Below are 20062 nucleotides of genomic sequence, written 5' to 3'. Positions count from 1 at the left end.
CGTCGTAGTGAAGCGTTTCTACGCGCTTATCAAATTATTTTCATCATAGAAAATGAAAATCACATCGAAATTTGTTTATAATAGCTCACGGAAATTACCAGTGAGATTGTTATGCTGACCATCGTTCAAGAAGCGTTAACCTTCGATGATGTCTTATTACTTCCTGCCTACTCAACTGTTCTCCCAAAAGATGTCTCCTTAAAGACACGTTTAACTCGCGGAATTCAACTGAATATCCCTCTCGTTTCTGCTGCAATGGATACGGTGACTGAGTCTCGTATGGCGATTGCAATGGCGCAAAATGGTGGTATTGGTATTTTGCATAAAAACATGGATATCGCTGCACAAGCTGCGGAAGTACGCCGTGTAAAAAAATTCGAAGCTGGAATGGTGAAAGACCCAATCACAGTAACGCCTGAAACGACAGTACGTGAACTTATTGCAATTACCCAAGCGAATAATATTAGTGGTGTACCTGTTGTAAAAGATGGCAAAGTTGTGGGTATTGTCACAGGTCGTGATACTCGTTTTGAAACCAATCTTGAACAACCAGTAAGCAATATCATGACAGGTCAAGACCGTTTAGTGACTGTTTGTGAAGGTGAGTCGAAAGAAAATATTCAAGCATTGCTACAAAAGCATCGTATTGAAAAAGTTCTAGTTGTTGGTGAACACAATGAACTCAAAGGTTTAATTACAGTCACTGACTTCCGTAAAGCGGAAAGCTATCCAAGCAGCTGTAAAGATGACCTTGGTCGTTTACGTGTGGGTGCTGCGGTCGGTACAGGTGTAGAAACACCAAGCCGTGTGGAAGCATTAGTCGATGCGGGTGTGGATGTGATTGTCGTAGATACAGCACATGGTCACTCAGCGGGCGTAATTGAACGTGTACGTTGGGTAAAAACAAATTATCCACAAGTTCAAGTGATTGGTGGAAACATCGCAACAGGTGATGCAGCTTTAGCATTGTTAGATGCAGGTGCAGATGCCGTTAAAGTGGGTATTGGCCCTGGTTCGATCTGTACGACACGTATTGTGGCAGGTATTGGTATGCCGCAGATTTCGGCAATTGATAGTGTTGCCAATGCACTAAAAGATCAAATTCCATTGATCGCAGATGGTGGTATTCGTTTCTCTGGCGATATGGCGAAAGCGATTGGCGCAGGTGCGAGCACGATCATGGTCGGTTCACTCCTTGCTGGTACTGAAGAAGCGCCAGGTGAAGTTGAATTCTTCCAAGGTCGCTACTATAAAGCGTATCGTGGTATGGGTTCATTGGGTGCAATGGCGGGAGCAACAGGTTCTGCTGACCGTTATTTCCAAGACTCTAAAGCAGGTGCTGAAAAGTTGGTCCCAGAAGGCATCGAAGGTCGTGTTCCATATAAAGGTCCAATGGGCAATATCATCCATCAAATGATGGGTGGTTTACGTTCTTCTATGGGCTATACAGGTTCATCTGTGATTGAAGATCTTCGTCAAAATGCAAAATTTGTGAAAATTACTTCGGCAGGCATGTCTGAATCACATGTTCATGATGTGACGATTACTAAAGAAGCACCAAACTATCGTGTAGGTTGATCTTTAGTAATTTTGGCAATAAAAAAACCGTCAGTCCACTGACGGTTTTTTTGTTTTGGTGTAAAGTAAAACAGATGAAAAATGATATGACGATACGTCATATAAAGATAAGAAAGCGAGTAAAGAATGAGCTATTTTGGAACTGATGGAATTCGTGGCAAATTTGGACAAATGCCGATTACCCCTGAATTTGCATTAAAATTAGGATTTGCAGCAGGAAAAGTATTAAAAAGAAATAGTCCTAAAAACAAACCAATTGTGGTTATGGGTAAAGATACGCGTTTATCAGGTTATATTCTAGAAGCAGCTCTCCAAGCAGGTTTAAACGCAGCAGGTGTATATGTGCATTTGTTGGGACCATTACCAACGCCTGCTATAGCGCATTTAACACGTGCTTTGCATGCACATGCAGGTATTGTGATTTCAGCATCACATAACCCTTACTTTGATAATGGGATTAAATTTTTCTCAGGTGAAGGTAAAAAACTCCCAGATGCCTTACAAAATGAGATCAATCAAGAATTAGAAAAAGATTTGGTGATTGATGATACGGCTAATCTAGGTAAAAGTGTTCGTGTAAAAGATGCAAATGGTCGATACATCGAATTCTGTAAATCAACATTTCCATACCACTTCGATCTTAGTAATCTCAAAATTGTAGTGGATTGTGCTAACGGCGCAGCATATAGCGTTGGTCCTTCAGTTTTTAGAGAGCTAGGTGCAAAAGTAATCCCGCTTTTTAATGAACCAGATGGTTTAAATATCAATGAAAATTGTGGATCAACCCATCCTGAATTTCTACAAAAGGCTGTAGTTGATCACCAAGCCGATTTAGGTATTGCGTTTGATGGTGATGCAGATCGTGTCGTGATGGTGGATAAAAATGGTCAGCTGGTAGATGGTGATCATATTCTGTATATCCTTGCAACTCAGGCTAAAAATAAACCAGCAGGTATTGTTGGAACAGTTATGAGTAATATGGCACTTGAGTTAGCATTACAGAAAGCGGATGTCGGTTTTGTACGTGCAAAAGTCGGTGACCGCTATGTATTACAGGCATTAGAAGAAAATGGTTGGGTCACAGGTGGTGAGCCTTCAGGTCATATCTTAACGTTGGATAAGAGCACCACAGGCGATGCGATTATTGCTGCCTTACAAGTGCTCACGGTGATGGTTGAGCAAGAGAAAGCATTACATGAATTAGTTGCAGACTTTGAATTATTTCCACAGGTGTTAATCAATGTTCGTTTACAGCATATGATTGATCCATATGCTGTTCCTGCTCTTGTTGCTGAATTTGAAAAAGCTGAACAACAATTGACTGGGCGTGGACGTATTTTGATTCGTAAATCAGGTACTGAACCTGTGATTCGAGTTATGGTAGAAGGAGATCAACAGCAGGAAGTGGATGCCATCGCAAATCATTTAGCCGATGCAGTCAGAGCTCATGCTCAAGCTGCTTAAAGGAGAGTAATAATGAATGATGTCATTAAAGACCTGAGTGAACTTCGTTTAAGTTATGAACAAGGTGAGTTACACGAATCCCAGATCAGTGTAAATCCCCATGAGCAATTCTTGAGTTGGTTCAATCATGCACTCACTGCTCAATTACATGAGCCCTATGCGATGTCTTTGGCGACAGCAAATACTCAAGGTCGCCCACACGTCCGCACCGTTTTGTTACGTGGTGCGACAGAAGCTGGTTATGATTTTTACACCAATTATGATAGTCAGAAAGGATTAGACCTTGCGGAAAATCCTTATGCTGAACTTTTATTTTACTGGCCGAGTTTAGAACGTCAGGTACGTATTGGTGGTCAGGTTTCCAAGATTTCAGAACAGGAATCGACGGATTATTACCATAAGCGTCCACGTGATAGTCAGATTGCAGCACATATTAGTACGCCACAAAGTGGTGTCATTGAAAGTCGTGAATTACTACAACAGCGTTTTCAAAACTTACAAAACCAAATACATGAAGCGGAGTTGGATAAACCCGAATTTTGGGGTGGTTATCGCTTAGATGCAGATTATTATGAATTTTGGCAAGGACGACCAAACCGTTTACATGACCGTTTAAGTTATGAAAAACAAAATGGACTTTGGATTATTCAACGCTTGATGCCATAAATGACCATGATTCAAATTCAACAAAGACCATTTTTGACACGCCCTGAACAATTTCAGGGCGTGCCTACGTTTATTGCTGAAATATTGGCACGACGTGGCGTTCAGTCTGAACAGGAACTTGAGCTTAAACTCAAGCATCTGCTTCCACCCAGTCTCAAGGGACTGGATACGGCGGTTGAACTGATCTATCAGGCGATTGATCAGCAGCAGAAGATTGTCATTATTGGCGATTATGATGCCGATGGTGCGACCAGTACTGCATTGATGATCTTAGTTCTTAAAGAAATGGGGGCGAACGTTGAATATTTAGTGCCTGATCGCTTTAAGTATGGTTATGGCTTAACCCCTAAAATTGCTGAGTTGGCAAAGCAAAGCTATCAGCCAGATCTTTTGATTACTGTAGATAATGGTATATCGAGTCATGCAGGTGTTGAAACCGCACAGGCGTTGGGGATGCAGGTCATTATTACCGATCATCATTTGACGACAAAACCTACGCCAAATGCTGAAGCAGTGGTCAATCCGAATCAACTGGGTTGCATTTTTCCAAGTAAAGCACTGGCAGGTGTTGGTGTTGCCTTTTATGTACTAGCGAAATTAGCCAGTTACCGCGCTCAGCAGGGAAAAAGTAGCAGTAAGGTCACGCAATATCTGGATTTGGTTGCGTTGGGAACTTATGCTGATGTTGCATCGCTTGATTATAATAACCGTATTTTAGTGGATGCTGGCTTAAAACGAATTCAGCAATATCAATGTCGTGCAGGAATTTTAGCATTATTGGATATTGCAAAACGAGACGCCGCAAGTTTACGCGCTCAAGATTTAGGTTTCGTGATCGGCCCTCGAATTAATGCGGCCGGTCGTATGGAGAGCATGCGAATAGGTATTGAGTGTTTATTGGCTCCAGATCTAGAAACAGCCTATCCAATTGCACAGCAGCTCAATCAACTGAATGTAGAACGTCGTCAAGTTGAAGCTGAGATGAAACAGCAAGCGATCAGTGCATTACAGCATGTGCAGCTACAGGCAGATTTTTTACCTGCTGCACTGGTGATGTTTGATGAGCAGTGGCATCAAGGGGTAATAGGGATTGTAGCTGGGCGTCTAAAGGAACAGTTTCACCGACCAAGTTTAGTATTTGCTCCTGATGAAGATGGGATACATATTAAAGGCTCTGCGCGTTCGATTGAAGGTGTTCATATTCGCGATACTATTGAGCAAGTCGCAGAACAATACCCACATTTAGTTAGCCATTTTGGTGGTCATGCAGCAGCAGCAGGTTTGACCTTAAAAAAAGATAATTTTGATGAATTTAAAACAGTTTTTATTCAATCAATTGCTGAAATGGATGAAAATTTATTCCAAGCGACTCTATGGACAGATGGTGAGTTAACTGATGCTAGTTTACATCTTGAAACGCTAGACTGGATTGATCGGCTAGGTCCTTGGGGACAAAAATTTCCAATTCCTCAATTTGAGGGAAGATTTAAAGTGATGGATTATCGCTGGCTTAAAGATCAGCATTTAAAACTGAAAGTATCTTTAGGACAGCAAATTATCGATGCAATCGCTTTTAATGCGGCAGACCGTTTTGAGTTCAATCCGATGCTGGGTTATGTTGATCTCGTTTATACATTGGAACGTAACGTTTTTAATGGCAATACGAGTCTGCAATTGCAAATATCACATCTCACACAATAAAAAATCCGCTCAGTAGAGCGGATTTTTTTATCTAGCATAATTGCTTAGAAGCGGTATGCAGCACGTACGCCATATATATTGGCTTCATCAGCAAAACCGATAGAACCTTCTAGGCTCACTTGTTGATTGAAGAACTTTTTCGCACGAATATCAAAAACGTCGTCATCAACGCCATCAGCATCACTACCTGTGTAACCAACACCAACGCTGAATGTTTTGTCTAGGTACAAGTCACCGCCAAGACCATAGAAATTGTCATCACCAAAACGAGCGTTCGCTTCAAGGTTGATGTCATATTGGCCTACTTGAGTAACGTATTTTGCACGTAGGGTCGGATCAACTTCGTTATCACCGCCATCCACGTCTTCACCTGCTAAACCAGCAGCAATTAAAAAGCCAGTCACAGGCAAGTAACCAACTTCTGCGGCATAAGTGGTTGCATCGCCAGCATCAGCATCAACTAAGCCAACACGACCATTTAAATAAAAATCTGAGTTTGGAACAAAGTACTCAACACCGACATTAAAAGTCGTAACATCAACATCATCAAAATCTGTATTACTTAGGTCTGCATTGATATTGCTAGCACGATCTAAAAATGCAGCTTCATTTAATGGTGAATTGCGAACTTGTACTGGTTTGAAATAATAGGCACCATCAACAGCGAAAGTATTTGCTGAATCACCATTATCAATATCAGTATATGCATAGGTGCCGCCTACTTCAGCTTGGTATGCGTGCGCAGTGCCTGTGATTGCCAATGCAGATAACAGTGCAGATGTAATTGCTAATTTTTTCATGGTTAACCCCTTTTTGAGATAATGTACCAATTTATAAGTGATTACATTTTTTGTTACATTTTCAGTTTAGTAGAAAAAAACCGCGAGTCAATCTTGAGAACGTAACAAAACTGTAGTAATGTGGTTTTTTTGTAAGTTATTGGTCATATCTATTTGATATTTATTGTTTAATGTAAATGTGAGCTTTTGTTGAAACGGCTAGATAAATTGTTTATCTAGATGGCTTTGGTGTGTTTTTTGCAAATTTTTATCAGCAAATGTGTCTATCAGAAAGCAAGTTGAAGGGCATTTTTGCCTTATATTCTCACAAAAAAGACACGGCTGTGTCCTGAAAATAGTTATGTTAAAATGGCAAATTGATTAAAAAAGGCTGTGAGAAAATTCGCGTGGAAATTAATCCGTATTTAAACCAATTGAAAGATTTATCTGATCGTAGCCAAACACTACGGGGGTATCTTTGACTACGATCTAAAGGCTGAGCGTTTAGAAGAAGTTTTAAGAGAACTAGAAGACCCAACGATTTGGAATGATCAGAGTCGTGCGCAAGCCATTGCGAAAGAAAAGGGCAGTTTAGAAAATACTTTAGGTGTATTTGATCGTCTTGCAGAGCAGCTAGATGATGCTAAAGCCATGCTTGATCTGGCTGTAGAAGCAGATGATGAAACTTTACTAGAAGATGTTCAGGCTGAACTTGATAGTGCTGAACAGGCTTTAGGTAACTTAGAATTCCGCCGCATGTTTAGTAATCCAATGGATCCAAATCCATGTTTCCTTGAAATCCAATCAGGTTCTGGTGGTACGGAAGCACAAGACTGGGCATCGATGTTACTGCGGATGTATCTGCGTTGGATCGAACGTCATGGCTTTAAAGCTGAATTGATGGAAGTGTCTGATGGTGACGTGGCAGGCATTAAATCCGCAACCATTCGTGTTGATGGCGAGTTTGCGTATGGCTGGTTACGTACCGAAAGTGGCGTACACCGTTTAGTGCGTAAGTCACCATTTGACAGTAATAACAACCGTCATACCTCATTCTCGGCTGTATTCGTATCGCCAGAGATTGATGACAACATCGAAATTGATATTAATCCATCCGATGTGCGTACAGATACCTACCGTGCTTCGGGTGCGGGTGGTCAGCACATTAACAAAACCGATTCGGCAGTTCGTCTCACTCACGCACCAACAGGTATCGTGGTGGCATGTCAGAACCAACGTTCACAGCATGCGAACCGTGACCATGCATGGAAGCAATTACGTGCCAAACTCTATGAGTTAGAGATGAGCAAACGTAATGAAGCAGCTCAAGCATTGGAAGACTCGAAGTCAGATATTGGTTGGGGCAGTCAGATTCGTTCTTATGTCCTAGATGATTCACGTATTAAAGATTTGCGTACAGGGATTGAAAATTCAAATACTAAAGCCGTGCTTGATGGTGATTTGGATAAGTTCATTGAAGCAAGTTTAAAGCAAGGTCTATAAATCTCTTGCCCTCTCCCTGGTCTTCTCCTGTCAGGAGAGGGAATACTCGAATTTAAAGTGTGAGAAAAAGTCTCCTATTCCTGAGCGGATGGAGACTTTATTCAATGAAAACAAGTATATCAAAGTGGCTTGGTTCAGCATTGTTTGGTTAATCGAAAAAATAGGATATTAATATCGAAAAAAACAGATATTAATATTTAAAAAATACGATATACTCGGTTTAGGTGCTGAACAAAGTTTTGCCGCTTGATCAACATGGTGAGTCTATGGATATTGATATCATTAGCAAAGCCTTAGCCAATCCATTACGCCGACAGATTTTGCAGTGGCTGAAACAGCCTGAGCAATTTTTACCAGTGCAGGAATGTGGTGGCAGTTTTGAACGTGGTGTCTGTGCAGGGCACATTGAACGTTTAGGCAAAGTTGCACAATCAACCATGTCAAATCATTTGTCTGTGTTACAGCAGGCAGGTTTGATTCAGGTTGAGAAATATGGGCAGTGGTCCTATTTCACCAGAAATGAAGCTTTGATTCAGCAATATATCGAACATTTAAAACAAGCACTTTAACTGAATAAGTGTAAATTGAGGCGATCATGGCTGAACTAAATTCTGCGTTACAAGTGGGTGATTTTACGATTAAAAACCGTTTGGTTTTATCACCTTTGACGAGAGCTCGTAGTGGTGTTGAGCGTATTCCAAACGATTTAATGGTGGAATACTATCAACAACGTGCCAATGCGGGCTTAATTATTACTGAAGCGACGGTGATTAGTCCGAAAGCTGCTGGCTACGCCAATACGCCAGGCTTATGGTCACAAGAACAAGCTCAGGCGTGGAACAAAATTGTTGAAGCAGTGCATGCGCAAGGTTCAAAGATTGTGGTTCAGCTATGGCATGTCGGTCGTATTTCACATCCTGACTTATTAGATGGTGATATTCCAGTTGCACCAAGTGCGATTCAACCTGCGGGTGAAGTGAGTTTACTGCGTCCAAAACGTCCTTTCGTTACACCTCGTGCTTTATCGCATGAAGAAATCCAAGAAATCGTCGCACAATATAAACATGCGGCTGAGTTAGCGAAAGCAGCAGGTTTTGATGGTGTTGAGTTGCATGCAGCCAATGGTTACCTGATCGATCAGTTCCTGCAAAGTAGCACCAATATTCGTGATGATGAGTATGGTGGTTCAATTGAAAACCGCGCGCGCTTGTTGTTGCAAATTGTGGATGCCTTTATTGAGGTATGGGGTGCAGGTCGGGTGGGTGTGCATTTGGCACCGCGTGGTGATTCACATGACATGGGTGATGATAATCCACTCGCGACTTTTGGTTATGTGGTTGAACAACTGGATCAGCGCAATGTGGCCTTTATCTTTACCCGTGAATATGAAGCGGAAGATAGTTTACAGCCGCAACTCCGCCCTAAATTCAAAGGGGTGTGGATTGCTAACGAGAAATTAACACCAGCTTCAGCAAAACAGATTTTAGAAACTAAGCAAGCAGATGCTGTGGCTTTTGGATTAGCTTATATTGCCAATCCAGATTTATTAGAACGTTTGGAACATGATTTGCCTTTAAATCAGGTTCAATTTGATACTTTATATGGTGCAGGTGCAGAAGGTTATACCGATTATCCTACCTTTGAACAGTTGGAAGCCTAAGCAACCTGTGCTGGATAAAAATAATCTGAACTGAACTCAGATGAAAGATCAAGCGGATCATTAGCCGCTTGATTTTTTACTTTTAAGACTTACTTTGCTGTACTGCCTGTTCACTTCGATTCTTATAAAAATCCAGAATCACATTGGAAAAATCATGCACCATCAGTTGTGCAACACGATTGGCATAGAAATTCACTTCGGTGCTAATTCTATAATCAATTTTTAGTGTGAGCTTAGTTTGCTGATCATTGATTGGTGTCAATTCAAACGAGGTATATCGAAGATCAAAATATTTCCCTCCAATGCTGACATGATCATCTAGCGCGCCTAAGTGACTGGCTAGAAGCGCCCATAAGCAGCACAGTAACGCTAGAATTAAAAAAGGGAGAATAATTTTAAATGGATGACGGGGTAGATATTCTTGTGTCGTTTCATCAGAAGGTTGCTTTATTTGTTTGAACCAATCAGGTTGCATTGTTTTTCTCAAAATGGATTATTCTTTGTTCTAAGATATCATTTTTCTTTATAAAGAAATATTTAATCAAAGTGCAACATACAATAATCAATTGTCAATGCATATGAAACTTCCGCATAATGAGCTGAAATCAAATTCTAAATTATGGTCTAGGATGGCGCAGCAAAACGCAGTACAGCAAACACCATTTTGGTATAACTTTTTACTGATATGTCTCAAGCCTTTATACCGTTGGAAAATTAAACAACGGGCTGAAAGTGATGCACTATTTCAGCAAGAGTGTCTAGAGCGTTTTGGACCATTTCAACCCCCTAAAAATTTAAATACGATTTGGTTTCATGTGGTATCGGTTGGAGAAACGAATGCTGCTCAACCTTTGATTGAGCACTATCTAAAACTTGGACATTCAGTTTTAGTGACCAATACCACCAAGACAGGACAAGCCAGAGCCAAGAGTTTATTTTCCGAAAAATATCCGACACTTTTTCAGGCGGTCTATTTGCCTGTTGATCAAAAACCATTACTGAAACAATTTTTTGAGTTGTATCAACCGAAACTTCTTGCTCTAGTTGAAACTGAAATTTGGCCAAACTTAATTGCCCAAGCGAAACAGCAACAAATCCCATGTATCTTATTGAATGCTCGTCTTTCAGCAAAATCAGCGAAAGGTTATGGCAAAGTTCGTCGTTTAACACAACCGATGTTGCAGCAACTCACATGGTTGTTGGCTCAGGACATCGCGACACAACAGCGTTATATGGATTTGGGGCTAGATCAAGCCAAGAGTCAGGTGGTTGGTAATATTAAATTTGATATTACAGCACCGCAATCTTATGTAGAAAAAGCTGAACAGTTAAAACAACATTGGCAATTGCTAAATCGTCAGGTGATTACCTTAGCTAGCACCCATTCACCTGAAGAAGAAAATTTATTAAGACAATTACAACCACATTTAAATTCAAATCCAAATTTGCTCTGTATTGTGGTACCACGTCATCCTGAGCGTTTTGATGAGGTGTATAAAATTTGTCAAAGTTTAAATTTAAATACGCAACGCCGTAGTCTTAAACAGCCAATTCAAACTGATACACAGGTTTTTCTAGCCGATAGTATGGGTGAAATGTGGTTATGGTATGCACTCAGCCAAGCTTGTTTTGTGGGTGGTTCATTGAATGAGCCAGGTGGCGGACATAATATTTTAGAACCGATGGTTTTAGATGTACCGACTGTGATAGGCCCACGCTATTTTAATTTCCAAAGTATCGTGGATGAGTTTGTAGCGGAACACGGAATTTTGATTGGAACAGATGCTGTACAAGTGGTACAGCAACTTTTGAGTTGTTTAGATGACCGAATACAGACTCAGCAATTGATTGAACAGGCCGAATTGGTTCTGCAACGAAATAAAGGCTCACTCCAAAAGCATATTCAATTGATTGATCATTATTTAGAATTTAAAGCTTTGTCATGAATATTGTTTTACTTGAACCTAATCAAATCACGACAACAGATAATATCTGGCAGATTGAAAATCAACGTCAACTACAACATTTACAACAGCATATTCAGTTGAATTGTGGTGATACTTTAAAAGTCGGTGTGCGTAATGGTCAACGCTATCTTACGGAAGTAATATCTGTTTCTGAGCAACAGATTCGCATAAGACCAATTCAGGTTGAAGCAATCCCAGCAAAGTTACCTGTGCATTTGATTCTTGCTTTGCCACGTCCTAAAGTGTTACGCCGTATCATCATGGATGCGGTGACTTTAGGTGTGGAACGCATCAGTTTGATTCATAGTTATCGAGTGGATAAAAGCTATTGGCAAAGCCCATTTTTACAGCAACTCGATGATTATGTGACTTTAGGTTTAGAGCAAGCAGGCGACACGATTGCACCTGAAATTCAATTGTATAAACGCTTTAAACCTTTTGTTGAAGATGTTTTGCCTACATTTATTTCGGATCAGAAACCTGCTTATGTCGCACACCCTTATGCAGAACAGCAGATGCCTTATGCGATTCAACATTCATGTCACTTAATTGTTGGCCCAGAAGGTGGATTTATTCCGTATGAGGTCGATCTGCTCATAAAAAACGGCTGCCAAGCGATGAGCTTAGGCAACCGAATTTTACGAACTGAAACGGCAGTATCACATATTTTAGGGCGATTATTTATCTAAGTTCTCTGTATTATCAGATTGATCACCACGATACACTTTGACTTCTTGTACTGGGTAAGGAATCGAAATTCCTTTTTCATCGAAGGCTGTTACAACCAGTTCTTGAATTTCACTAATTGATGCAGATGTGCTGGTTTCTGTGGTATTTACCCACCAACGGACGGTTAAATTAATCGAGAAATCTGCAAGTGCGGTGACATTGACCGAGAAACTGGGTTGGCTCAGTACATTGAGATTACGGTCTAAAATATCCATAATGATTTTTTTTGCTTTCTGCATATCATCTTCATACCCAATACCAACGACAAACTCACAACGGCGGCGCTGGTAGGCATTGTTCACTGTCACGGCACTGGTATACACCGTGGCATTTGGAATCACGATACGGCGACCATCAGGTGAGCGTAAAAAGGTTGCGCGAATTTGGATATCTTCAACATTGCCTTCAAAACCATTCACAACAATATCATCGCCGATGCGGAAAGGTTCACTGAGTAAAATTAAGATACCTGATAGCAAGTTTTGGAAAATATCTTTAAAAGCAAAACCGATCGCAACAGAACCGATTCCCAATGCTCCGATTAACTGGCTTGGGGTGAAACCTGGAATAGCGATGACCAATGCAATTAAAAAACCAAAGAATAGAATAAAAGTGCTTCCGACACGGTTGAGAACCAATACTAAGTTTTGTCGGGTATAGCTACGGTTTTCCAAAGTTTTGCGAATAAAGAATTTAAATAACTTAGTCAGTAGCCAAAAAATGACAAATACTGTGATCGCAATACAGATATAGGGCACACGCTCCCAAAAGCTATCCATAATTTTATCGATTGTTGTATAGGCATCATGATATTTTTCAGTATGTGCCAATACCGTTTGCGTGGTTTTTGCACCTGCTTGATGAATCAATTCACCAGTATCTTTAGCGACCTCAGTTAATGTCGTTTGCTCATTTGCCACGGGAAAATCTCTATTTCGCAACGTAAGGAATTTATTAGGGGAGCTATCATAATGAATTTATGCTGATCATGCATGATAAATTCCGTAACGGTTTTATTTATTGAGTAGTTCAAATTTGGCTGTTCGATAAAGTATTAAAAATACTCAGTTGTATTTTGTAAGATCTGGGTTGGTGTACCCCAAAAGTCAGGGCTAGCAAAATAATAGCTAAAGATAAACATGCCAAATATCATCATTAAACTGAATATAATCATGATCCATGCAAATAGTTTTTCCCATATGGTGGATGGGCGGACATCGCCATAATCATTGCGATGAGGTGTGCCTGCTGCAAATAAGACATAAAGTGTAAAAAAGAATTGAAGGATTGGCACCAGTAATAATAGACATAGCCACCCTGTTTTATTCAGATCATGTAAACGTCGGATTAAAAAAATGATCTGAAAATAAAAACCAGCAAACCATAGTGCAATCAGCGCAATTCCTCCGATTCCTGAAAATGCAGATAAGATTGGTTCATGAATCTGTACATCATTTACACTTAGACTCGCCGAAATTGTGGCAATAAGAATGAAAAGAACCGTCCAACTGACACTCAACAAACCATACCAACCTAGATAGCTTAAGCGATTAAAACGTCCTTTAGCAGATAAAGGATGATCGTATTGAGGCTGAATTGGGGCAGATAGTGTTTGATCGAACATGATGAATTCCTATTTTTTGATTTTTAAATCTTTTAAGGTCTTAGCAATGATCAAAATAATCACTTATTTTAAAAGTAAAAAGCATAGACAAGCAGTTCAAATTTAAATTATTTTGAGTAAATTTTTGAAAAAAATTTGGTTGCTAAAGCATAACATTCTTACGACCAAAGCCGCATTGTTTGCTCTTGTAAATGATGACCATACTGTAAGAGAAAACAAAATATACCCGAAAAATAGATGTGTATATCTAAGGTATGAAATAAAAAACAAAGGAAGTGAGCTATGAAAGAAATCTACCCAGTGCCTGATAAATTCAAAGAAATGGCAAGAATCTCGGAAGCAGACTATTTCAAACGTTATCAGGATTCAATTGAGCAACCCGAAGTATTTTGGGCACAGGAAGCAAAAAATATTGATTGGATCAAACCATTCACACAGGTTAAAAATACAAGTTTTAACGCAGATAATTTCAAAATTGAGTGGTTCGCCGATGGTGAACTGAATGTTTCAGCCAACTGTTTAGATCGTCATCTTAAAGATAATCCTTTAAAGCCTGCGATTATCTGGGAAGGTGATCATCCTTCACGTCATAAAATCATCTCATTTTCTGAACTACACGATGAAGTCTGTCGTTTTGCCAATGTGCTAAAAAAACAAGGCATTCGCAAGGGTGATCGTGTGGTGCTATATATGCCAATGGTGCCTGAGGCAGCGATTGCCATGTTGGCCTGTGCACGAATTGGTGCTGTGCATTGTGTGGTGTTTGGTGGGTTCTCACCAGACTCATTGGCTAGCCGTATCGAAGATAGTCAAGCAAAATTAGTGATTACTGCGGATGCGGGCATGCGCGGCGGTAAGCTTATTCCACTGAAAGAAAATGTAGATGCAGCCTTAGAAATTGATGGCACCAGTAGTGTCGAAAATGTGATTGTGGTGCATCGTACAGGGAATCCGATTCAGTTCAATGCTGAGCGTGACGTTTGGTATCACCTTGCGATTATGGAAGTAAATGAACACTGTCCACCAGAACCGATGAAAGCAGAAGATCCGCTCTTCATTCTGTACACCTCTGGCTCAACAGGAAAACCGAAAGGCGTGTTACATACCACAGGTGGTTATCTGGTTTATGTCAACACTACTTTTAGAGAAGTCTTTGATCTCAAAGAAGATGATGTGTATTGGTGTACTGCAGATGTAGGCTGGATTACGGGACATAGTTATTTACTTTATGGTCCGTTGAGTAATGCCACTACTACGGTCATGTTCGAGGGAATTCCACAATATCCAACTTGGGCACGTATTGGTCATGTGATTGATAAACATAACATCACGATTTTATATACTGCACCAACTGCAATTCGCGCCATGATGCGTGAAGGCGATGCCTACGTGCGTGAAAGTGATCGGAGTAGTTTACGTTTGCTGGGTTCAGTCGGTGAACCAATTAACCCTGAAGCATGGAATTGGTATCACGAGGTCGTAGGTGAAGGCCGTTGTCCAATTGTCGACACATGGTGGCAAACAGAAACAGGTGGCATTTTAATTTCACCATTGCCGGGTGCAACTGCACTCAAACCGGGTTCAGCAACACGTCCATTCTTTGGAGTACAACCTGCGTTAGTCGATGGCGAAGGAAATGAATTGGACGGAGCAACAGAAGGTAATTTGGTCATTAAAGACTCATGGCCGGGCCAAATGAGAACCATTTGGGGCGATCCAGAGCGCTTTATTGAAGCTTATTTCTCAACTTTTAAAGGCTATTATTTTACTGGTGATGGTGCACGCCGTGATGCCGATGGCTATTACTGGATCACTGGGCGTGTTGATGATGTACTGAACATTTCAGGTCATCGTTTAGGGACAGCCGAGATTGAAAGTGCATTGGTTGCACATGAAGCAGTGGCTGAAGCGGCAGTTGTTGGTATGCCACATGACATTAAAGGTCAAGGGATTTGTACTTTTGTCACCTTGCAAGCCGATGTGGCGGAATCTGAGGAGCTACGCAAGGAGTTGGTGAGCTGGGTGCGTAAAGTGCTTGGGCCAGTGGCTACCCCTGATGCACTGCATTGGGCGCCTGCTTTGCCGAAAACTCGTTCAGGTAAAATCATGCGTCGTATCCTAAGAAAGATTGCTGCCAATGAGTTGGATAGCTTAGGCGATACCTCAACATTGGCCGAGCCGGCTGTGGTTGAACATCTGATTGCCACGGTTTATCCAAACCGATAAACCTATTCAAATTTAAAAAGAGCGTTCGATGGAACGCTCTTTTTTTCTGCATGATTTAATTCTGTGCTAAAAAATCAGCCGTGTTTTGTACTGTGGCAAAGAAACCGAGTGCAGATAAAAATGCCGTTTGTACATCGGCTGCTTTGACGATCTTAGCATCATGTTCAAGATCACGGGTTGCAGTGGCATCTGCGATCACAATGGGTTGGTATCCAAGTTCTTTGGCTGCACGTGTCCCTGAGTCAATACAGACATGGGTCATCATACCTGTGATCACTAACTGTTCAACTTGATGCTGTTTAAGGATGGTTTGAAGATTGGTTTCCAAAAAGCTATTGGGAAAATGCTTTTCGACAATCACTGATTGATCTGTGACTTTAAGTTGAGGATGTAATTCAACACCCACAGTATTTTCCTGAAAGAAACTGGCAGAGGCAGGGTTAATATGCTGAATATAAATAATCGGTAAATTGTTTTGAATAAAATGGTCTTCCAATAGATTGGTTTGCGCTAGAGCAAGGTCTGGATTGACCAATTCCATTTTGCCATTTTTAAAATAATCGTTTTGGACATCAATAATCAGTAAGGCTTGTTTCATCATTTTTTTCTTCCAACGTTAAGATAAAACAAGAGTAGGGGAAGTGTGAAAAATCCGCTATATTCAGATGAAAGCATTGTTGCTAGTTTTCTTTCGTAATGAAAAATGAATATTGAACTTGATCTGATTGATCTGAAAATTATTGAATTGCTAAAACAAGATTCGCGTTTAAGCCATAAAGAAATAGGACAGCGAGTGCATCGGACTGGGCAGGCCGTTGGCGCTCGTATTGCACAGTTAATGGATGCAGGCTTTATCAAAAATTACACCATCGCGATAAAATATGAACATAAACAATTCATCCAACTGTTTATGAATGATCAGCAGGCTTTTATTGAGGTTGAGCGTTTGGTCAAACAATATGAGCAGGTGGATGAATGTTTTAAAATTCTCGGCAACGCCTGCTATATGATTGTTAGCCATTTTAATCCATCACAATTAAATGAGTTTATTGAGCAACTGTCGCAGTGGTGCCGATATTCGGTTGAAACGGTCATGCGGGAAATTGAGACCCGTTAAAATAAAAAAAGCCCCAAGCCGAGCCTTGGGGGGAAGATTTGCCATTTCTTTTGTTTTTCTTCTTATTCAGCACTGAAAACTAAGCTGATTTTGCTGCGAGACGCTGTTCCTGTTGTTGCTCAAGTTGACGGACTAACGGTAGAACTTTTGCTCCAAAATATTCTACTTCTTCAATAAAATGTAGAAAGCCTGAAAGAACCAAATCAACGCCAACATTCTTTAAGGCCACAATCCGTTCCGCAATTTGTTGCGGCGTACCGATCAGATTTGTTTTAAAACCATCATTGTATTGAACCAAATCATCAAAGGTCGATTTTGCCCAATTGCCCTCACGCTCAGGGGCTGCTGCACCTGCTTCACGGGTGGCATCACCGAAGGCATTCACCGCTTCGACATTGGCTTGACCTATGATTTCATTCAGTACAGCTTTAGCTTCTTCCTCAGTATCACGGGCAATGATAAAGGCATTAACCCCAATCTGGACTTGTCTGTTGGCTAACTTTGCTTTGCTGCGGACATCATCAACTTGCTTCTTGATTTCTTCAACGCTATTGCCGTTGGTAAAATACCAGTCTGATACACGCGCGGCCATATCACGTGCTGCACGGGAACTGCCACCTTGAAACACTTCGATATAAGGTTTTTGCAAAGGTTTCGGTTTAAGCGTGTAATTTTGGAATTGGTAATATTTGCCATCAAAGCTGTAATTGTCAGCTGTCCAGATACCTTTGAGGGTACGAATAAATTCCTCCGAACGAACATAACGTTCATCATGCTCAGGCCAAGGTTCGCCAATCGCATCAAATTCGCCACGGAACCAGCCGCTGACCACATTAATCGCAATACGCCCTTGGGTGAGGTAGTCAATGGTCGCTAGTTGTTTAGCGGCGAGTACAGGTTTCCAAGGGCCTGGTAGGATCGCTGCAATTACTTTGAGTTTTTCGGTTTTTGCCAATAAAGCATGGCTGAAACTCACGGATTCATGTTGGTTTTCTGCGCCATAGCCAGCGGTAAAACGGATTTGTGTAAGGGCATATTCAAAGCCGCTTCGTTCCGCTGCTTGTGCGAGGCGCACATTGTAGTCATAGCTCCAGTCAGTACGTTGTTCAATATTGCTTACAACGAGACCACCACTCACATTAGGAACCCAGTAGGCAAATTTAATTGCTGATGTTGTTATTGTCATCGTTGTATCCTCCATAAAAGATATGGTTTATGCGACGTGGGTTAACTTCTTGGCTGACTTCGGGTGTAAGCGAGATTCAGCTGCATCCAGATTCGGTACTGCCGCAGATGGTAAGACTTCTGCTTGTTCGATTTGTTTATTGATGCCGAGATTCTGATTGGCTTGCTCAGTTTTGGCTTTGATGGCAGCAGCACGTTGGCCTTTGGCAGGTGCCCATTCCAAAATTGGTAAAGCACGTGCCGCAGCCAAGGTGACGCGATCAGACAATTGCTCGCTTTTTACCGTGTATTCAGGAGTGAAATCACGATCAGTGGCATAGACCCCAATCGGTAAGGTTTGTGCTTGGAAAAAACTGAATAAAGGGCGTAATTGATGTTCTAACACCAGTGCATGACGGTCACTGCCACCTGAAGCGGCGAGTAACACAGGTACATCAACCAAAGCTGTTTGCTCAACAAAGTCGAAGAAATGCTTAAATAAGCCCGTAAACGAAGCACGATAAACAGGTGTTCCCACGATCAATGCATCGGCAGCTTCAACTGCAGCTAAATCATCTTGTACCCGTTGTGGCAGTTGATTGCGATAAAATGCCCCGCCTAGTAAAGGCCCAATTTCACTCAGCTTGACGAAATGTACTTTAATATTAATCGCTTCCGAAAGCTCATCCAGAATCGCCTGAACTAAACTTTCTGTTTTTGATGGGCTGTTTAAACCACCAGATACTGCAACAATATTAAGGGGAGTAGAGAGAGTATTGTGATTGGACATAATAGCGGCCTAAAAGATCATTTCGAATTGCTATTTATTTATCTACACCGCATGCCAAGTTGTAAAATAAGGAAATGCTGCAAGCTTATCTGTTTTGTATATATACCTATAAAGGATTCAGTAGAAAAAATTAAATGAATTTAATACTCTGTTTCTATTGGTTATTTCTGTATAGTAGGTATTGATTGGTCTATGTTGTGTGAGTTATATCAATGTTTGTATTGTTTTGCATTTATGATGAAATAAACAAGTTTTGATGTCTAACCAACAGTTCATTTCAAAAATAGGCTAAGATAGATTAAATTTGAATAAACACCGTACAGTGACGTACTCGCAGACAGCTCAGCGCTTATGAATATTTTAATTGTAGACGACCACCCTTTATTTAGACATGCTTTAATTCAAGCGGTTCGATATAGTCTTCCTCAAGCACAGATTCAGGAAACTGCGGATGTCGATGAATTCTATGAGCGCTTAGAGCATGGTGCAGAACCTGATCTCGTATTACTTGATCTGAATTTACCCGGCGCATCTGGTTTTTCTGCCTTGGTATACGTACGAGCACAATACCCAGCGATTCCAATCATTGTTGTATCAGCACATGAAGAAGTCTCGATTATTCAACGTGCAATTGCACATGGTGCAATGGGGTATATCCCGAAATCATCACACCCAAGTCATATTGGCGAAGCAATTAAACACGTTTTGGAAGGTGAGATTTGGTTACCTCCAAATCTACCGACACATTCAGGTTTTGATCCTCGCGCTGCCGATGAAACGGCTTTGGCAGAACGTTTACAATCACTCACACCACAACAGTTCCGTGTGTTGATGATGGTTGCTGAAGGCTTGTTAAATAAACAAATTGCTTATGAGCTAGATGTATCAGAGGCGACGATTAAGGCGCATGTGACAGCAATTTTCCGCAAATTAGGCGTACAAAACCGTACGCAGGCAGTACTTGCGATTAGTGCATTAAATATCGAAGATAAAAAGATGTAATTAACAAGTTGAATAACTCATTCGGTTATTCAAATGTTTAAAGACAATAAAAAACCCAGTTCATATGAACTGGGTTTTCTATGCATAGATGC

At 40.9% G+C, this 20062-nt stretch carries 19 protein-coding genes; 12 read left to right on the top strand and 7 right to left on the bottom strand.

What is annotated here, in order from left to right; all coding sequences use genetic code 11:
• Window positions 1-111: 111 nt before the first annotated feature.
• The 4 genes from guaB to recJ all read left to right on the top strand — a co-directional run bounded on the left by guaB (window position 112) and on the right by recJ (window position 5409).
• The gene (guaB, locus tag M5121_RS03760; protein ID WP_249570393.1) at window positions 112-1578 is read left to right on the top strand and encodes an IMP dehydrogenase; all 1467 of its coding nucleotides are present in this window, start codon (window positions 112-114) and stop codon (window positions 1576-1578) included.
• A 126-nt stretch (window positions 1579-1704) separates the two neighbouring features.
• Complete coding sequence (gene glmM, locus M5121_RS03755; RefSeq protein ID WP_004678999.1) at window positions 1705-3042, top strand: phosphoglucosamine mutase; 1338 nt, start codon at window positions 1705-1707, stop codon at window positions 3040-3042.
• Window positions 3043-3054: 12 nt separating this feature from the next.
• Window positions 3055-3708: a pyridoxamine 5'-phosphate oxidase gene (gene pdxH / locus M5121_RS03750; protein WP_249570392.1), complete on the top strand. Its 654-nt coding sequence runs from the start codon at window positions 3055-3057 to the stop codon at window positions 3706-3708.
• On the top strand, window positions 3709-5409 hold the full coding sequence (gene recJ / locus M5121_RS03745) for a single-stranded-DNA-specific exonuclease RecJ (RefSeq protein ID WP_249570391.1): 1701 nt from the start codon (window positions 3709-3711) through the stop codon (window positions 5407-5409). It begins immediately after the preceding gene.
• A gap of 44 nt (window positions 5410-5453) precedes the next feature.
• On the opposite strand, the gene M5121_RS03740 is transcribed toward recJ, so the two are convergent.
• Entirely contained in the window at window positions 5454-6209 is a 756-nt protein-coding gene (locus tag M5121_RS03740; RefSeq protein WP_249570390.1) for a putative porin, read from the bottom strand.
• Between the two features lie 386 nt (window positions 6210-6595).
• On the opposite strand from M5121_RS03740, the gene prfB reads away from it, so the two are divergent.
• The 3 genes from prfB (at window position 6596) to M5121_RS03725 (ending at window position 9351) form a co-directional block, all read left to right on the top strand.
• Window positions 6596-7691 (top strand): peptide chain release factor 2 gene (gene prfB / locus M5121_RS03735; RefSeq protein WP_249570389.1). Its coding sequence is split into 2 segments (ribosomal slippage): window positions 6596-6667 and window positions 6669-7691, totalling 1095 coding nucleotides; the frame shifts between segments, so codons are not numbered across the junction.
• 266 nt (window positions 7692-7957) lie between these two features.
• Complete coding sequence (locus M5121_RS03730) at window positions 7958-8260, top strand: ArsR/SmtB family transcription factor (protein ID WP_035328670.1); 303 nt, start codon at window positions 7958-7960, stop codon at window positions 8258-8260.
• Window positions 8261-8286: 26 nt separating this feature from the next.
• Window positions 8287-9351 carry an alkene reductase gene (locus M5121_RS03725; protein WP_249570388.1) on the top strand — a complete coding sequence of 355 codons (1065 nt, stop codon included), beginning with the start codon at window positions 8287-8289 and terminating at the stop codon, window positions 9349-9351.
• 82 nt (window positions 9352-9433) lie between these two features.
• Here the strand turns inward: M5121_RS03725 and M5121_RS03720 are convergent, their stop codons facing one another.
• Window positions 9434-9826 carry a hypothetical protein gene (locus M5121_RS03720; protein WP_249570387.1) on the bottom strand — a complete coding sequence of 131 codons (393 nt, stop codon included), beginning with the start codon at window positions 9824-9826 and terminating at the stop codon, window positions 9434-9436.
• Window positions 9827-9980: 154 nt separating this feature from the next.
• On the opposite strand from M5121_RS03720, the gene M5121_RS03715 reads away from it, so the two are divergent.
• Complete coding sequence (locus tag M5121_RS03715) at window positions 9981-11297, top strand: 3-deoxy-D-manno-octulosonic acid transferase (protein ID WP_249570386.1); 1317 nt, start codon at window positions 9981-9983, stop codon at window positions 11295-11297.
• Window positions 11294-12007 (top strand): 16S rRNA (uracil(1498)-N(3))-methyltransferase, encoded by a 714-nt coding sequence (locus M5121_RS03710; RefSeq protein WP_087537037.1) that lies wholly within the window; start codon window positions 11294-11296, stop codon window positions 12005-12007. Before M5121_RS03715 ends, M5121_RS03710 begins: the two co-directional genes overlap by 4 nt.
• On the opposite strand, the gene M5121_RS03705 is transcribed toward M5121_RS03710, so the two are convergent.
• Window positions 11996-12967, bottom strand: coding sequence for a mechanosensitive ion channel family protein (locus tag M5121_RS03705; RefSeq protein WP_249570385.1), 972 nt, complete (start codon window positions 12965-12967; stop codon window positions 11996-11998). The genes M5121_RS03710 and M5121_RS03705 overlap by 12 nt on opposite strands.
• A gap of 134 nt (window positions 12968-13101) precedes the next feature.
• Complete coding sequence (locus M5121_RS03700) at window positions 13102-13671, bottom strand: DUF805 domain-containing protein (RefSeq protein WP_005156807.1); 570 nt, start codon at window positions 13669-13671, stop codon at window positions 13102-13104.
• Window positions 13672-13953: 282 nt separating this feature from the next.
• Between M5121_RS03700 and acs the strand changes: the two genes are divergently transcribed.
• Window positions 13954-15897, top strand: a complete 1944-nt coding sequence (gene acs / locus M5121_RS03695) for an acetate--CoA ligase (RefSeq protein WP_087537034.1) — start codon at window positions 13954-13956, stop codon at window positions 15895-15897.
• Window positions 15898-15952: 55 nt separating this feature from the next.
• Here the strand turns inward: acs and M5121_RS03690 are convergent, their stop codons facing one another.
• Window positions 15953-16495 (bottom strand): cysteine hydrolase family protein, encoded by a 543-nt coding sequence (locus tag M5121_RS03690; protein ID WP_249570466.1) that lies wholly within the window; start codon window positions 16493-16495, stop codon window positions 15953-15955.
• Between the two features lie 105 nt (window positions 16496-16600).
• On the opposite strand from M5121_RS03690, the gene M5121_RS03685 reads away from it, so the two are divergent.
• Complete coding sequence (locus tag M5121_RS03685; protein ID WP_249570384.1) at window positions 16601-17014, top strand: winged helix-turn-helix transcriptional regulator; 414 nt, start codon at window positions 16601-16603, stop codon at window positions 17012-17014.
• A 79-nt stretch (window positions 17015-17093) separates the two neighbouring features.
• Here M5121_RS03685 and sfnG read toward each other — a convergent pair whose 3' ends face one another.
• The gene (gene sfnG, locus M5121_RS03680) at window positions 17094-18200 is read right to left on the bottom strand and encodes a dimethylsulfone monooxygenase SfnG (protein WP_249570383.1); all 1107 of its coding nucleotides are present in this window, start codon (window positions 18198-18200) and stop codon (window positions 17094-17096) included.
• A gap of 27 nt (window positions 18201-18227) precedes the next feature.
• Window positions 18228-18968: an FMN reductase gene (gene msuE, locus M5121_RS03675; RefSeq protein ID WP_249570382.1), complete on the bottom strand. Its 741-nt coding sequence runs from the start codon at window positions 18966-18968 to the stop codon at window positions 18228-18230.
• A gap of 351 nt (window positions 18969-19319) precedes the next feature.
• Between msuE and M5121_RS03670 the strand changes: the two genes are divergently transcribed.
• Window positions 19320-19970, top strand: coding sequence for a response regulator (locus M5121_RS03670; RefSeq protein WP_249570381.1), 651 nt, complete (start codon window positions 19320-19322; stop codon window positions 19968-19970).
• The last annotated feature ends 92 nt before the right edge of the window (window positions 19971-20062 follow it).

This window comes from Acinetobacter sp. ANC5681 (assembly GCF_023488045.1).
GTDB lineage: Bacteria > Pseudomonadota > Gammaproteobacteria > Pseudomonadales > Moraxellaceae > Acinetobacter.
Note: the sequence above shows the minus strand (reverse complement) of the source record. Positions and strands in the feature narration are given on the sequence as shown.

Coding starts and splice junctions, on each gene's coding strand:
- M5121_RS03690 (WP_249570466.1), bottom strand. CDS start 16,495: ATGAAACAAGCCTTACTGATTATTGATGTCCAAAACGATTATTTTAAA.
- recJ (WP_249570391.1), top strand. CDS start 3,709: ATGACCATGATTCAAATTCAACAAAGACCATTTTTGACACGCCCTGAA.
- M5121_RS03710 (WP_087537037.1), top strand. CDS start 11,294: ATGAATATTGTTTTACTTGAACCTAATCAAATCACGACAACAGATAAT.
- pdxH (WP_249570392.1), top strand. CDS start 3,055: ATGAATGATGTCATTAAAGACCTGAGTGAACTTCGTTTAAGTTATGAA.
- M5121_RS03720 (WP_249570387.1), bottom strand. CDS start 9,826: ATGCAACCTGATTGGTTCAAACAAATAAAGCAACCTTCTGATGAAACG.
- M5121_RS03740 (WP_249570390.1), bottom strand. CDS start 6,209: ATGAAAAAATTAGCAATTACATCTGCACTGTTATCTGCATTGGCAATC.
- M5121_RS03700 (WP_005156807.1), bottom strand. CDS start 13,671: ATGTTCGATCAAACACTATCTGCCCCAATTCAGCCTCAATACGATCAT.
- M5121_RS03670 (WP_249570381.1), top strand. CDS start 19,320: ATGAATATTTTAATTGTAGACGACCACCCTTTATTTAGACATGCTTTA.
- acs (WP_087537034.1), top strand. CDS start 13,954: ATGAAAGAAATCTACCCAGTGCCTGATAAATTCAAAGAAATGGCAAGA.
- M5121_RS03685 (WP_249570384.1), top strand. CDS start 16,601: ATGAATATTGAACTTGATCTGATTGATCTGAAAATTATTGAATTGCTA.
- glmM (WP_004678999.1), top strand. CDS start 1,705: ATGAGCTATTTTGGAACTGATGGAATTCGTGGCAAATTTGGACAAATG.
- M5121_RS03730 (WP_035328670.1), top strand. CDS start 7,958: ATGGATATTGATATCATTAGCAAAGCCTTAGCCAATCCATTACGCCGA.
- sfnG (WP_249570383.1), bottom strand. CDS start 18,200: ATGACAATAACAACATCAGCAATTAAATTTGCCTACTGGGTTCCTAAT.
- M5121_RS03725 (WP_249570388.1), top strand. CDS start 8,287: ATGGCTGAACTAAATTCTGCGTTACAAGTGGGTGATTTTACGATTAAA.
- guaB (WP_249570393.1), top strand. CDS start 112: ATGCTGACCATCGTTCAAGAAGCGTTAACCTTCGATGATGTCTTATTA.
- msuE (WP_249570382.1), bottom strand. CDS start 18,968: ATGTCCAATCACAATACTCTCTCTACTCCCCTTAATATTGTTGCAGTA.
- M5121_RS03715 (WP_249570386.1), top strand. CDS start 9,981: ATGGCGCAGCAAAACGCAGTACAGCAAACACCATTTTGGTATAACTTT.